At 41.2% G+C, this 12,445-nt stretch carries 15 protein-coding genes, 1 tRNA gene and 1 pseudogene; 13 read left to right on the forward strand and 4 right to left on the reverse strand.

Annotated features, from left to right (window positions below):
• Nucleotides 1–4: 4 nt before the first annotated feature.
• Both tatB and tatC read left to right on the forward strand, forming a co-directional pair.
• Entirely contained in the window at nt 5–406 is a 402-nt protein-coding gene (tatB, locus tag BQ4443_RS00605) for a Sec-independent protein translocase protein TatB (protein ID WP_071057743.1), read from the forward strand.
• Nucleotides 403–1,197 (forward strand): twin-arginine translocase subunit TatC, encoded by a 795-nt coding sequence (tatC, locus tag BQ4443_RS00610; RefSeq protein WP_023952055.1) that lies wholly within the window; start codon nt 403–405, stop codon nt 1,195–1,197. Before tatB ends, tatC begins: the two co-directional genes overlap by 4 nt.
• Here the strand turns inward: tatC and BQ4443_RS00615 are convergent.
• Entirely contained in the window at nt 1,194–2,390 is a 1,197-nt protein-coding gene (locus BQ4443_RS00615) for a S1C family serine protease (RefSeq protein ID WP_071057744.1), read from the reverse strand. The two genes, tatC and BQ4443_RS00615, sit on opposite strands and share 4 nt — an antisense overlap.
• Before the next feature lie 23 nt (nt 2,391–2,413).
• Between BQ4443_RS00615 and BQ4443_RS00620 the strand changes: the two genes are divergently transcribed.
• Nucleotides 2,414–3,193 carry a Nif3-like dinuclear metal center hexameric protein gene (locus BQ4443_RS00620; protein WP_071057745.1) on the forward strand — a complete coding sequence of 260 codons (780 nt, stop codon included), beginning with the start codon at nt 2,414–2,416 and terminating at the stop codon, nt 3,191–3,193.
• 86 nt (nt 3,194–3,279) lie between these two features.
• On the opposite strand, the gene mscL is transcribed toward BQ4443_RS00620, so the two are convergent.
• Nucleotides 3,280–3,723 carry a large conductance mechanosensitive channel protein MscL gene (gene mscL, locus BQ4443_RS00625; protein ID WP_023952049.1) on the reverse strand — a complete coding sequence of 148 codons (444 nt, stop codon included), beginning with the start codon at nt 3,721–3,723 and terminating at the stop codon, nt 3,280–3,282.
• Nucleotides 3,724–3,848: 125 nt separating this feature from the next.
• Here mscL and petA point away from each other — a divergent pair, with 125 nt between their 5' ends.
• The 8 genes and pseudogenes from petA to BQ4443_RS00670 all read left to right on the forward strand — a co-directional run.
• Nucleotides 3,849–4,490, forward strand: coding sequence for a ubiquinol-cytochrome c reductase iron-sulfur subunit (gene petA, locus BQ4443_RS00630; RefSeq protein ID WP_023952047.1), 642 nt, complete (start codon nt 3,849–3,851; stop codon nt 4,488–4,490).
• Nucleotides 4,491–4,519: 29 nt separating this feature from the next.
• Complete coding sequence (locus BQ4443_RS00635; RefSeq protein ID WP_023952045.1) at nt 4,520–5,905, forward strand: cytochrome b; 1,386 nt, start codon at nt 4,520–4,522, stop codon at nt 5,903–5,905.
• 17 nt (nt 5,906–5,922) lie between these two features.
• Nucleotides 5,923–6,777 carry a cytochrome c1 gene (locus BQ4443_RS00640; protein ID WP_023952043.1) on the forward strand — a complete coding sequence of 285 codons (855 nt, stop codon included), beginning with the start codon at nt 5,923–5,925 and terminating at the stop codon, nt 6,775–6,777.
• A 230-nt stretch (nt 6,778–7,007) separates the two neighbouring features.
• Nucleotides 7,008–7,619 carry a glutathione S-transferase N-terminal domain-containing protein gene (locus BQ4443_RS00645; protein ID WP_071057746.1) on the forward strand — a complete coding sequence of 204 codons (612 nt, stop codon included), beginning with the start codon at nt 7,008–7,010 and terminating at the stop codon, nt 7,617–7,619.
• A gap of 35 nt (nt 7,620–7,654) precedes the next feature.
• On the forward strand, nt 7,655–8,065 hold the full coding sequence (locus BQ4443_RS00650; protein ID WP_256330801.1) for a ClpXP protease specificity-enhancing factor: 411 nt from the start codon (nt 7,655–7,657) through the stop codon (nt 8,063–8,065).
• A 68-nt stretch (nt 8,066–8,133) separates the two neighbouring features.
• Nucleotides 8,134–8,209 (forward strand) — tRNA-Thr (locus BQ4443_RS00655).
• 228 nt (nt 8,210–8,437) lie between these two features.
• Nucleotides 8,438–9,516 (forward strand): IS3 family transposase gene (locus tag BQ4443_RS00665; protein ID WP_176752438.1). Its coding sequence is split into 2 segments (ribosomal slippage): nt 8,438–8,699 and nt 8,699–9,516, totalling 1,080 coding nucleotides; the frame shifts between segments, so codons are not numbered across the junction.
• A 135-nt stretch (nt 9,517–9,651) separates the two neighbouring features.
• Nucleotides 9,652–9,930: pseudogene (locus tag BQ4443_RS00670) on the forward strand (class II fructose-bisphosphate aldolase); the annotation flags it as partial.
• 80 nt (nt 9,931–10,010) lie between these two features.
• Here BQ4443_RS00670 and BQ4443_RS00675 read toward each other — a convergent pair.
• Nucleotides 10,011–10,700, reverse strand: coding sequence for an integron integrase (locus BQ4443_RS00675; RefSeq protein WP_256330802.1), 690 nt, complete (start codon nt 10,698–10,700; stop codon nt 10,011–10,013).
• Nucleotides 10,701–10,719: 19 nt separating this feature from the next.
• Nucleotides 10,720–11,055: a phage integrase N-terminal SAM-like domain-containing protein gene (locus BQ4443_RS12570; protein ID WP_256330803.1), complete on the reverse strand. Its 336-nt coding sequence runs from the start codon at nt 11,053–11,055 to the stop codon at nt 10,720–10,722.
• 144 nt (nt 11,056–11,199) lie between these two features.
• On the opposite strand from BQ4443_RS12570, the gene BQ4443_RS00680 reads away from it, so the two are divergent.
• Entirely contained in the window at nt 11,200–11,904 is a 705-nt protein-coding gene (locus tag BQ4443_RS00680; protein WP_071057748.1) for a hypothetical protein, read from the forward strand.
• Entirely contained in the window at nt 11,904–12,356 is a 453-nt protein-coding gene (locus tag BQ4443_RS00685) for a hypothetical protein (protein WP_036561171.1), read from the forward strand. Before BQ4443_RS00680 ends, BQ4443_RS00685 begins: the two co-directional genes overlap by 1 nt.
• Nucleotides 12,357–12,445: the final 89 nt, after the last annotated feature.

Raw genomic sequence — 12,445 nt, forward strand, 5'->3', positions numbered from 1 at the left:
TCTTATGTTTGGTTTAAGCTTTAGTGAACTCTTTATTATTGGTATTGTGGCACTCATTGTATTAGGGCCAGAGAGACTGCCAAAGGTAGCTCGTACAATAGGACACCTTACAGGGCGTGCCCAGCGCTACATGAGTGATATCAAAAATGATATTCAGCGAGAAATGGATATAGAAGAGCTCAGTAAGATTAAGGCTGATGTTCAAGAGGCAACTACACAGATGCGAAATAATTTTGAGAAGGCAGTATCTGATATCAAAGATCCATTAGCTAGTGTTAAAAAAGAAATGGGTGATACAGCACAACAATTAAAACAAGATATTAAACAGGAGTTGCCTGATATATCTTCCTTAAAGCCGACTAATAAAATTGCAGAGACATCATCTACAGATAAAACAGAGTCATGAATCAATTAGAAAATCATTCTGAAGAGCCTAGCCAAAAAGACGAAAGTCTAATATCCCATCTAGTTGAATTACGCTCACGGTTATTATACGCTGTAGTGGGGGTATTAGTTGTATTCGCTATTCTATGTATCTATCCTGGCAACAAAGAGCTTTATGACTTTCTAGCAAAACCTATGGTATCAACGTTACCAGCTGGCGATAAAATGATTGCCTATGGTGTGATTACCCCATTTCTGGTTCCTCTAAAGGTAACACTAATGATTGCGTTTGTAGTGGCATTACCTTTTGTGTTGTATCAGGCATGGGCATTTGTAGCTCCTGGTTTGTATAAGCATGAAAAACGGTTAGTCGTACCTCTAGTGATTTCTAGCTATATCTTATTTTTTGTAGGTATCGCCTTTTGTTATTTCTTTGTTTTCAAGACGGTTTTTCATTTTATCGCTGCGGTATCCCCCGAAAGTATTACATTTGCACCTGACATTGAAGCCTATTTGGATTTTGTGATGACTATGTTTTTGGCCTTTGGATTGACATTTGAAGTGCCTGTAGTGGTATTGGTGTTGGTAAGTACAGGAATTGCTAGTGTAGAAAAATTAAAGAACATTCGACCTTATGTGGTTGTATGTGCTTTTATTATTGCCGCTGTATTAACACCACCCGATGTCATTAGTCAGTTTATGATGGCTGTACCACTTATTTGTCTTTATGAGCTAGGGATCATTGGTGCAAAACTGATTAAAGCTAAACCTAGCTCTACTACAAATTCAAATACCAATGACTTTAATGCTTAGTAGATAAGCGTTTTTTTCTCGGGTTTTGTTCCTAATACAATAACTACAGGGATGGATTTATTGGCTCGTAAGATAGTTGCTTTAAGCTCTGTCCCCGGTTTGAGTAATCCAATCTCATTCATCATTTGATTGACTGAAGTCACTGGCTTACCATCTAATTCGGTAACAATATCACCAACAGCAAGCTTAGCATTAGCGGCAGGACCATTAGGAACAAGAGAAGCGATAATCACGCCTTTGGTTTCTTTTAGGTTAAAGGCTTTGGCAAGGTCTGCCGTAACTTCTTGAAGCTCTAGGCCCAACCAACCACGAGTTACACGACCTGTTTGGATAATTTCTTGCATGATTTTTAGGGCTGTATCTGCTGGTGTGGCAAAACCAATACCTAAAGCACCGCTGCTAGAGTCTTTTTCAGCATAGATAGCTGTATTAATACCGATAAGATCGCCATTGACGTTGATCAATGCTCCTCCAGAATTACCTGGGTTAATGGCAGCATCAGTTTGAATAAAGTTTTCATAGGTATTAATACCTAAACCTGAGCGGCCTAATGCAGAAATAATTCCCATTGTTGTAGTTTGACCGACCCCAAAGGGGTTGCCGATGGCAAGTACGACATCTCCGACATTTAGTTTAGCATTTGCATTATAGGGAATAGGAGTGAGATTATTCGCCTCAATTTTAATGACGGCTAAATCGGTATCTGGATCTGCCCCTATGAATTGACCACTAAACTTTCGACTGTCATGCAATGCTACTTCAATAGAGTCTGCAGCTTCTACCACGTGGTAATTGGTTAAAATATACCCATCTGGAGTAGCAATAACGCCTGACCCTAAGTCTGTAGGGCGAGTAATATCCTCTCGAGAATTAGGGGTATTTAAGAATGGGCGTAAGGAAGGAATATCGGGTAGATTTTTAAAAGGTGAGGCAATTTTCTTAGTTGAATAAATATTCACTACAGAAGGGACAGCCAGTTTCACTGCATCAGCATATGAGGTGACAATTGTTGTTGTCATGCTTGGTGTTGCTTCCGTGGTGTTTTGAATTTTAACCGTTGCTGTTGGTTTGGTGCTAAGAGGTGTGTTTAGCAGAAAGGTGTTTACCCATGCAGGTCGTAATGTTGCTAGAATAAAAATAATAGCAAGAATAATAGCGACAGTTTGAGAGAAAATAGACCATATGCGTTGCATGATTAAACCACAAAGGAAATAAAATGAATCTAGTTAGTCGAGCAGAATTACAACAATGGCTTAATCAATCATTAAGCCCCGATGCTTTTAAAGATTATGCCCCAAATGGATTACAGTTGCAGGGAAAACCTTTCATAAAAAAAATAGTTTTAGGTGTAACTGCTTCAAAAGCATTATTAGAAAAAGCAGCTCAAGCCAAAGCAGATACGGTAATTGTTCACCATGGTTGGTTTTGGAGAAATGAGGATTCCTGCATAGTGAATCAAAAATATGAACGTATCGCTTATGCTATTAAACAGGAATTAAATGTTTTTGGCTATCATTTACCCCTAGATGCGCACCCAGAATGGGGGAATAACACACAATTAGGTGTTGTGTTAGAGCTACAAATTTTGATGCAGGACGGTAAACCAGTAAGTTGTGGAGAACAAAAACTAGTATGGTTAGGAGAGCCTCCGTTAGGGAAAGAACGCTTAGGTGATTTTGTCTCACATATTGAAGAAAAGTTAGGGCGGCAAGTGTTGTTTATTGGAGACAAAAATAAGAGAGTTAAAAAAGTCGCTTGGTGTACTGGTGGTGCACAAGGCTTTTTTGATGTGGCTATTAATGCAGGGGCTGATGTTTTTATCACTGGTGAGGCTTCTGAGCAGGTGTATCACATGGCTCAAGAGAGTGGTGTGGCTTATATTGCTGCAGGGCATCATGCGACGGAGCGCTATGGTATTCAGGCATTAGGAAGGGCGATAAAACAGCAATTTCCTAGTATTGAGGTGGATTATATAGAAATATATAATCCTATATAACTATTTGATTTTAAAGAAAAAAGCCATTATTAGGTTAATAATGGCTTCAGTCAAATCTCTTTTTATTGAAGAATTTCTTTATCAACTTATTTTTTTAGCGAATCACGAATTTCACGTAATAGAACGATATCTTCTGGATCTGGCTCTGCTGCTTTTTCTGCTTCAAAACGAGCACGTGCTTTAGCAATAGCTTTAACAAGTAAAAATACAACAAAAGCTAATAAGATGAAGTTAATTAAGATCGTGATAAAGTTACCATAAGCGAAAATGTTAGCGCCAGCCTCTCTTAATGCATCTAATGTTTGAGGGCCAGTATAACCCTCTGGTTGTGATAACACAATGAATTTACTACTAAAATCAACATCACCACCTAGGATAAAGTTGATAAAAGGCATAATGATATCTTTTACAAGAGAATCAATAATTTTGCCAAATGCAGCACCGATGATGACACCAACTGCTAGGTCAACCATGTTGCCTTTTACTGCGAACTCTTGGAATTCTTTAATAAAACCCCGTGCTTTGCTCATAATTTGTTTCCTTTTTTGCGTTGAAAATGTTTACACGGTATATAATAGCAAGATAAGTTTAAATAAATCTATTTAAATAACGTTAATTTTTTTTTACACCTTGGCAGTATCAATAAGGATCGATAATGAGTCAGGATATACATTTACATCAAAATGAAGGGCAGGCTTCTCCAGATGTCTTACCTCAAGACCCTTCTCGCCGTTTTTGGCTAGGCACAGCCTGTGCTGTGGGTGGTGTAGCTGGTGTAGCAACGGCAGTTCCGTTTGTTGCATCAATGAACCCGTCAGAACGTGCAAAAGCAGCTGGTGCGCCAGTTGTGGTTAATTTAAGTGCTATTCCTGCAGGCACAATGGTGACTGCAGAGTGGCAAGGTAAGCCAGTTTGGATTTTACATCGCACACCAGAAATGATTGCTGGCTTGAAAAAAATGGATGACTTCTTAGCAGATCCTAACTCTGATCGTCCTGGATTTACGCCAGAATTTGCTAAAAATCCATATCGCTCACGCAAAGAGCAATGGTTAATTTGTGTTGGTATTTGTACACATTTAGGATGTTCACCTTCACCTCGTTTTGCCGTTGGTGGTGCTGAAGGTATGCCTGCGAATTGGGGGGGTGGTTTTTTATGCCCTTGCCATGGTTCGCAATTTGACTTGGCTGGTCGTGTACTTAAAAACCAACCAGCTCCAGATAATCTATTGGTTCCACCATATTATTTTGTTGATGACAATACAGTTATGGTTGGTTTAGAACAAGCAGCAGGCTAGTTTTGCCTCATTAATTTAAGGAGCCTAAAATGGCCGGCGATAAAGTTGTAGAAACAACGGGATTATTAGGTTGGATTGACCACCGATTCCCAGCAAGCAAGCTTTGGAAAGAGCATCTTAGTGAGTACTATGCCCCTAAGAATTTTAACTTCTGGTATTTCTTTGGGTCACTTGCTTTATTAGTGTTAGTGATTCAAATCGTGACTGGTATTTTCATGGTAATGCACTATAAACCTGATTCAGACCTAGCGTTTGCTTCAGTTGAGTACATTATGCGTGAAGTGCCTTATGGTTGGATTATCCGTTATATGCACTCAACGGGTGCTTCAATGTTCTTCGTGGTTGTGTATTTACATATGCTACGTGGGATGTTCTATGGTTCATACCGCAAGCCACGTGAGTTAGTGTGGATTTTCGGGGTAGCTATTTTCTTGTGTTTAATGGCTGAGGCATTCTTCGGTTATCTATTACCTTGGGGACAAATGTCTTTCTGGGGTGCGCAAGTAATTGTTAACTTATTCTCTGCTATTCCATTTGTGGGTGAAAGCTTATCTGTATGGATTCGTGGTGATTTCGTTGTATCTGATGCAACACTTAACCGTTTCTTTGCTTTCCACGTGATTGCTATTCCATTAGTATTAATTGGTTTAGTAGTTGCTCACATTATTGCCTTACATGAAGTGGGTTCTAATAACCCTGACGGTGTAGAAATCAAGGCTAAGAAAGATGCAAATGGTCGTCCATTAGATGGTATTCCTTTCCATCCTTATTATTCAGTACACGACTTGGTTGGTGTTGCTGGTTTCTTAATCGTTTTCGCAGCGATTATGTTCTTCGCTCCAACAATGGGTGGTTATTTCTTAGAGTCTAATAACTTCTTACCTGCAGACCCATTTAAAACTCCTCCGCACATTGCACCAGTTTGGTATTTCACACCATTCTATTCAATGTTACGTGCAACAACTGACGAGTTTACATGGGCATTGGTAGCGTTTGCTGTATTATTTGCTATCGGTATTTTATTGAGTAAAAATGTTCGCTCACCATGGAAATTCATCTGGGCAATTGTATTAATTGCTGTAGCATTTGCCTTACGTATTTTTGATGCAAAATTCTGGGGTGTTGTTGTGATGGGTGGTACAGTAGTGATTCTTGGTTTCTTGCCATGGTTAGATCAATCACCTGTTAAATCTATTCGCTACCGTCCGGGTTGGCATAAGCTTGTTTATGCGATTTTTATCATTGACTTCGTGATTTTGGGTATTATTGGTACAAAAGCACCGTCACCAATGTTAAATATCATTTCGCAAGTAGGTACAGTTGTATATTTGGCATTCTTCTTCTTTATGCCAATTTGGAGTCGTTTAGGTACATTTAAACAAGTTCCTGAGCGTGTGACTTACCGCCCTCACTAAGATTTTTAGGAAAGAACATGATTAAAAAGATTTTAGGTTCATTACTCATGGTGGTATCAATCGGCAGTGGTGTGGCAATGGCTTCAGAAGCTGGTCACCCTTGGGACGTAGCACCTGACAAAATTAACGATAAAGCTGCATTGCAAAACGGTGCAAAGCTATTTATCAACTACTGTATGAACTGTCATGGCGCAAGCTTATTGCGTTATAACAACTTAACTCAACTTGGTCTAACAGAGGACCAAATCGTTAATAACTTACTTTTCACTGGCAAAAAAGTTGGTGATAAGATGACTATTGCGATGAGTCCTAAGGATGCCAAGTTATGGTTTGGTGCAACACCACCAGATTTATCATTAATGGCTCGTGCAAAAGCCGAAAACTTGGGTCAACCAGGTACAGATTATATCTATACTTACTTACGTACATTCTATCGTGATAAGTCTCGCCCAACGGGTTGGAATAATCTTGTATTCCCAAACGCAGGTATGCCTAATCCATTATGGCAACATCAAGGTCCAGTTGAGGTAACTTTCACCGATACGCATGAGGTTGAGAAAGATGGTGCTAAGCAATGGCATGAGACAGTCACTAAAGTGGATGCTGATGGCTATAAAACACAAGTTAGTGATAAGGTGTTAGCTGATTACAAAGGTCATGCGTCAAGCCATGCTGAAATTACGTACCAAGACAAAGAAAAACAAGCCCAATATGATAAAGATGTGGCTGATTTGACAGCGTTTATGGGCTGGATGGCTGAGCCTCAGCAAGAGTTCCGCAAGACATTAGGTATGTGGGTATTGTTATTCCTAGCTATCTTGTTTGCGGTTGTATGGCAATTAAATAAAGCGTACTGGAAACACGTTAAATAAGTTTACGTCGCTTTAATATGTGTGGGGTAAGCCTCTTCTCTTTGGGCTTACCCTTTTTGTTTTGAAATTAGGGATTATCACGTATTAATGCGTAATGAGTGGTAATCAACTAGTCGTTTCTTGTAGAATAGATGAGTTAAGCGTAGGATTGAAACAAAACAGCAAACTTATCTATTAGCCTATCATCCTACATAGTTAATCTATAAAAATTTTAAAGGAGTCGCCCAATTATGATGGTGCTTTACTCTGGCACAACTTGCCCTTTCTCTCAACGCTGCCGTTTTGTGTTATATGAAAAAGGCATGGATTTTGAAATTAAAGATATTGATTTGTTCAATAAGCCAGAAGATATTTCAGTGATGAATCCTTATGGCACAGTGCCTATTCTGGTTGAGCGTGATTTGATTCTATATGAATCAAACATTATCAATGAATATATTGATGAACGTTTTCCTCACCCACAATTGATGCCTGCAGATCCAATTATGCGTGCTCGTACACGTTTATTCTTACATAATTTTGAAAAAGAACTATTTGTACATGTGTCTGTTTTAGAAGATCGTAGCAAACGTGCTGATGAAGCTTTATTAACAAAAACTCGTAACATTATCCGTGATCGTTTATCACAAATTGCACCAGTGATGGTTAAAAACCGTTTTATGCTAGGTGATGAGTTTTCTATGTTAGATGTAACGATGGCTCCATTATTGTGGCGTTTAGACTACTATGGCATTGAGTTACCGAAATCAGCAGCACCATTGCAGAAATATGCTGAGCGTATTTTCTCTCGTCCTGCTTTTATTGAGGCATTAACGCCTTCTGAGAAAGTCATGCGTCGTTAATTAGGCTGTTACGCCCATTAATTAATAAAGGAAAAATGATGTTACCAGCTAGTGCAAAACCTTATTTATTAAGAGCGCTTTATGAGTGGTGTATAGAAGAAGGTTATACACCGCATGTAGTTGTACAAGTGGATGAGCATTGCCATGTCCCAATGGCCTATGTTCGCGATGGTAGCATCACCTTAAATGTAGGACCTTTAGCGACTAAAGACTTTTTTATTGATAATGAATGGGTTAGTTTTTCTGCTCGATTTAATGGTGTTTCACAAATGGTGAGTTTTCCAATTACAGCTGTAGCTGCGATATTTACACGAGAGACTCAGGAGGGTATGGGCTTCGAAGTGACAAAATATCAGGGTAAAGAACCATTAGAACAAGGTATAAATTCAAATCAGACAGAAGATAAAAGTGGGCAAAAAACAACAGGTTTTAAATTGGTGGAATAAGATTACTGTTTAAATCAAAAAAAACTTGCTAAGAAAACGAAACATCCATATAATTATATTTCTAGGCCGCCGGCTTAGCTCAGCAGGTAGAGCAGCTGATTTGTAATCAGAAGGTCACGAGTTCGATTCTTGTAGCCGGCACCACTAAAGCCTTTGTTTGCTAATATATTCAAGGGTCTTAAGATAATTAACCTTGTAACACGATTGTGTGCAAGGTTTTTTTATTTTTGTCACTAAACTGGTATGGAAATTTTGGATACCAAGGAGTCCAAAAAATATGAAGATATCGGTATGGTAATACTCCTCTAAAATCGAAACACCGATGAGTGGAAAATTTCGTTAAACTATTTGTTAAATTTAAAGGAATTTTTCATGCGTAGAAAACAATTTACCGAGCGACAAATCTTATCTATTCTTAAACAGCATGAGAGCGGCGTGAGCGTTGCTGATTTGTGTCGTGAGCACGGCATGAGCCAATCTGCTTTTTACAAATGGCGTAGCAAATATGCCGGCATGGACTCGTCAATGCTCAATGAGCTAAAACGCCTACAGGAAGAGAATGCGAAGCTTAAGAAGCTTTACGCTGAGGAGCGGCTAGTTTCCGAGGCGCGAAAGGAGCTACTTGAGGGAAAGTGGTAAAGCCATCGCTACGAAAAGCGATGACAAGAACACTTGTATCACGTCAAGGCTTTGCTGTCAGGTTAGCTTGCCGAACGGTGGGTATTAGCACATCAAGTTATTACTATCAAAGTAAAGGAAAGGCTGAGGACGAGCAGATTGCCGATTGCTTGATTAAACTTACCCAAGCCAATAAGCGTTGGGGCTTTAAACTATGCTTTTTCTATCTCAGAAATGTCCAAGGCGTTGTTTGGAATCATAAGCGTGTTTACCGCATCTACAAGGAGTTAGCATTGAACTTACGTATTAAACCTCGCCTACGCCTTCAACGAAAGCAGCCAGTGCCACTGGCTGTGCCCACAGCTGCTAATCAGGTATGGTCAATGGATTTTATGAGTGATGCACTAGCCGATGGCCGTAGACTACGTTTATTGAACGTCATTGATGATTTCAACCGAGAAGCGTTAGCCATGGATGTTGCCTTATCTATTCCGAGCGAGCAGGTGATTCGATACCTAGAGCGCACAATTGAGCAGCGTGGAAAGCCTAAAGAGATACGAGTTGACAATGGTCCTGAGTATATCTCAGAACGACTGATCTCATGGACTGAAAGTCAAGGCATTCGTCTGAACTACATTCAGCCAGGCAAGCCCTATCAAAATGCCTATATTGAGCGATTTAACCGAACTGTCAGGGAGGAGCTTTTAAATATGTATATCTTTGACTCATTGGAGCAAGCTGAGTTGCTAGTCACCCAATGGCAATGGCAGTATAATAACGTACGGCCTAACATGGCTATAGGAGGTGTACCCCCGCGACTTAAAGCGGCTTAAAATCCATATCATTCCACTAAAAGGTGTTCCTAAAAATGGGGGTCATACAAAGATATTCTCTTAGTAGTGGTTTAATTTGATGCGTTTAATCTAAATACCGTTATAGATATTAGTAAGTATTGATTTACTCTATTNGAAGAAATTGTTGAGGGCATCAAGCACGGCGTGCGCAAGGTCAACATTGACACCGACCTGCGTCTGGCCGCCACCGGTGCGATTCGCCGCTGCTATATGGCGAAGAACCCAGCCGAGTTCGACCCGCGCAAGTACCTGGCAGAAACCACCAAGGCCATGCGTGATATCGCCATTGCCCGTTACGAAGCCTTTGGCGCTGCGGGACAGGCCGGCAAAATCAAGCCGCTGTCACTGGAAGCCATGTTCCAGCGTTATGAAAGTGGTGAGCTGTACAAGTAACTATTGTTAGTTGCTGTTACCAATAAAAAGGCTGTGCAGTGATGCATGGCCTTTTTTATTGCCAGCCTGCAAGATATCGCTCAATCCAGCGGACTGCGTACTCCGGCAAAGTCTTGCCCTAACACATGGGTATAAATTTTTGTGGTGTTTAAATCAGTATGTCCAAGCAGCTCTTGTGCAGTACGGATATCGGTGCCTTGGCGTAGCAGCTGGGTTGCAAACGTGTGACGAAAACTGTGGCAGGAGGCAGCCTTGTGTATGCCAGCTGCCGCAATAGATTTTTTCACTGCTTTTTGTACTGCAGAAATATGCAAATGATGGCGTACCCAACGGCCGTCGTCGTCTTGGCATAGACTCTCAGAAGGAAACAGCCATTGCCAAGCCAGTGCGCAGCCTGCATTGGGATATTTACGGGCCAGCGCATAAGGCAACGTAACAGGTGCTGGCATGCCGGACTGGCTGGCATGTTGGTGAGTCCGTTGCGCTATCAGCTCTTCAAGCTCTGTAAACAGCGTCTGGGGCAGCAAGGTCGTGCGATCTTTACCACCCTTGCTGCTGCGTATCACCAGCCTGTGCAGATTAAAATCCACATCCTTGATGCGTAAACGGCAGGCTTCGCTGACACGCAGACCGGCCCCATACATGAGCGAAGCAATCAGCCGATGCGGGGGAGGCAGCTGGGCAATGACGGATATGGCTTCCTCATGGGACAGCACCACGGGCAGCTTGCGTGGCTTTTTAGCACGGGCAATGCCGTCGATATGCTGCAAAGGCTGTTGTAAAACGTGTTTATAAAGAAATACCAGCGCATTGAGCGGCCTGGTTTTGGGTGGCCGCCGCCACGTTCTTGTGTGTCGCCAGCCAGGTCAGAAACTGAGCGACTTCTGCTTCGGCCATGTCGCGGGGGTGGCGGAGTCGATGAAAGCGTATGAAATAGCGTATCCAGTACCAGTAGGTTTTTTCAGTACGCAGGCTGTAATGTTTGGTACGAATGATTGCATGCAGCTGATCGCGTAGCTTGGGTGCAGGCTTGGGTGTCTGGGCATAGCAATTTCCTTTTGCTGTATGGATAAACAGTATCTTGCTGGTGAAGACAAGGCGGGTCAAGCGAAAATAATCTACCAAAAAGTATGGTCTTGTAACGGGTTGATCCCTATAGTATAATCGGGCAATTAAAATTTAGTCGCATCGGGTTATACCGCCTTCACGATGATTGGCTTATGTGGAAGGCGATCTAATACATGTTAGGACTACAAGAGGATCAATTGAATGAGTCAGGTTTATGATAGAAGTTTATTGGAAGGTTCCTTATCTCAAATGGAGTCAGTCGCCATGAATTTTGCCCATAGGTTTATAAATGATGGCAAGGTCAGGATGAGTTACATCAACCAAACCAGAAAATTGGCTCAAGAATACCGCGCAAAAGTTAGTTCTGGAGCAATAACGGCAGAAGAAGCAGCAAAGCAGGTTCAAGGGATACGAAACCAAATTCTTGAAGCGCAACGTTTACGAACAAGTGATGTAGGCAAAGCGATAGCGGTAAAATTAAAGAAGACGGGATTAACACTATCAGAATTGACTGATAAATATGCAAAGAGCATGTTTGGTAAATCGTTTTTGAATTTATCCGCCGAAAATCAAAATAGGGTATATCTCGAGATTATAGAAAGCTCTGGTAGACCAAGACCATCTATGAATGCTGAGGCCAGTAAATATAGTAAGCTGGGCCGAGGACTGTTGGTTGTTACTATCGGCGTTGCCGTTTACAACATCGCTGTTGCAGAAGATAAGGTAACTGCTACGGCGAGAGAGGGAGTCATAATTGGTGGAGGTTTCGCCGGAGGTGCTGCTGGCGGTGCGGTGGCAGGACTCGCCTGTGGGCCGGGTGCTCCTGTTTGTGTCACTATCGGGGTGTTTGTAGGTGGTGCATTGGGTGCGCTAGGTGCTGATTTCACTTTTGGGTGGTTTTTCTGATGCCCATAAAGGAAATAAAGGAATTTCATATAATAGATACGATAGAAAAACCTAATGAAACGCCAAGAGTATTGCTTGAAAACAAAAGTTTAAAAAAACAAATTGAGGTTTCAGGAAAGGTGCTGGAAGCGCAGTATCGAATTGGAGAAAGTTTCCTTGTTCTGGTCACGGAAGGAAACCCTTTCGAAGAGGCGCTATACGTATACTATTTTAGCAATAGTTTGCATCTCATGGATTCACTGGAGCTTTCTGCAATGTATTCGGAAGGGATGCTCAGAAATGTTTCTCTTTCTGATTCAGGAGATATTATGTTTTCGTTTTTTGATAACGATGAACAGTGGGTTTTGAAAGTATATTCACAGCCTAAGTACGATTTTTTCAATAACAAATACCCGGTTAAAAGAAAAATGCCGGTTTTTCATAAAAATTGGCTGAGCTTAAAGAAGTCCTAACAAATTGCTGCACACGGACACATACTGCTAGGCTCGTTTTGTGTCTGTCGCTGCGCTCCATTATCACACAAAACGCTCTCCGCAGCATG

The organism is Pelistega sp. MC2 (assembly GCF_900099475.1).
GTDB lineage: Bacteria > Pseudomonadota > Gammaproteobacteria > Burkholderiales > Burkholderiaceae_B > Taylorella > Taylorella indica.

Coding starts and splice junctions, on each gene's coding strand:
- tatB (WP_071057743.1), top strand. CDS start 5: ATGTTTGGTTTAAGCTTTAGTGAACTCTTTATTATTGGTATTGTGGCA.
- tatC (WP_023952055.1), top strand. CDS start 403: ATGAATCAATTAGAAAATCATTCTGAAGAGCCTAGCCAAAAAGACGAA.
- BQ4443_RS00615 (WP_071057744.1), bottom strand. CDS start 2,390: ATGCAACGCATATGGTCTATTTTCTCTCAAACTGTCGCTATTATTCTT.
- BQ4443_RS00620 (WP_071057745.1), top strand. CDS start 2,414: ATGAATCTAGTTAGTCGAGCAGAATTACAACAATGGCTTAATCAATCA.
- mscL (WP_023952049.1), bottom strand. CDS start 3,723: ATGAGCAAAGCACGGGGTTTTATTAAAGAATTCCAAGAGTTCGCAGTA.
- petA (WP_023952047.1), top strand. CDS start 3,849: ATGAGTCAGGATATACATTTACATCAAAATGAAGGGCAGGCTTCTCCA.
- BQ4443_RS00635 (WP_023952045.1), top strand. CDS start 4,520: ATGGCCGGCGATAAAGTTGTAGAAACAACGGGATTATTAGGTTGGATT.
- BQ4443_RS00640 (WP_023952043.1), top strand. CDS start 5,923: ATGATTAAAAAGATTTTAGGTTCATTACTCATGGTGGTATCAATCGGC.
- BQ4443_RS00645 (WP_071057746.1), top strand. CDS start 7,008: ATGATGGTGCTTTACTCTGGCACAACTTGCCCTTTCTCTCAACGCTGC.
- BQ4443_RS00650 (WP_256330801.1), top strand. CDS start 7,655: ATGATGTTACCAGCTAGTGCAAAACCTTATTTATTAAGAGCGCTTTAT.
- BQ4443_RS00680 (WP_071057748.1), top strand. CDS start 11,200: ATGAGTCAGGTTTATGATAGAAGTTTATTGGAAGGTTCCTTATCTCAA.
- BQ4443_RS00685 (WP_036561171.1), top strand. CDS start 11,904: ATGCCCATAAAGGAAATAAAGGAATTTCATATAATAGATACGATAGAA.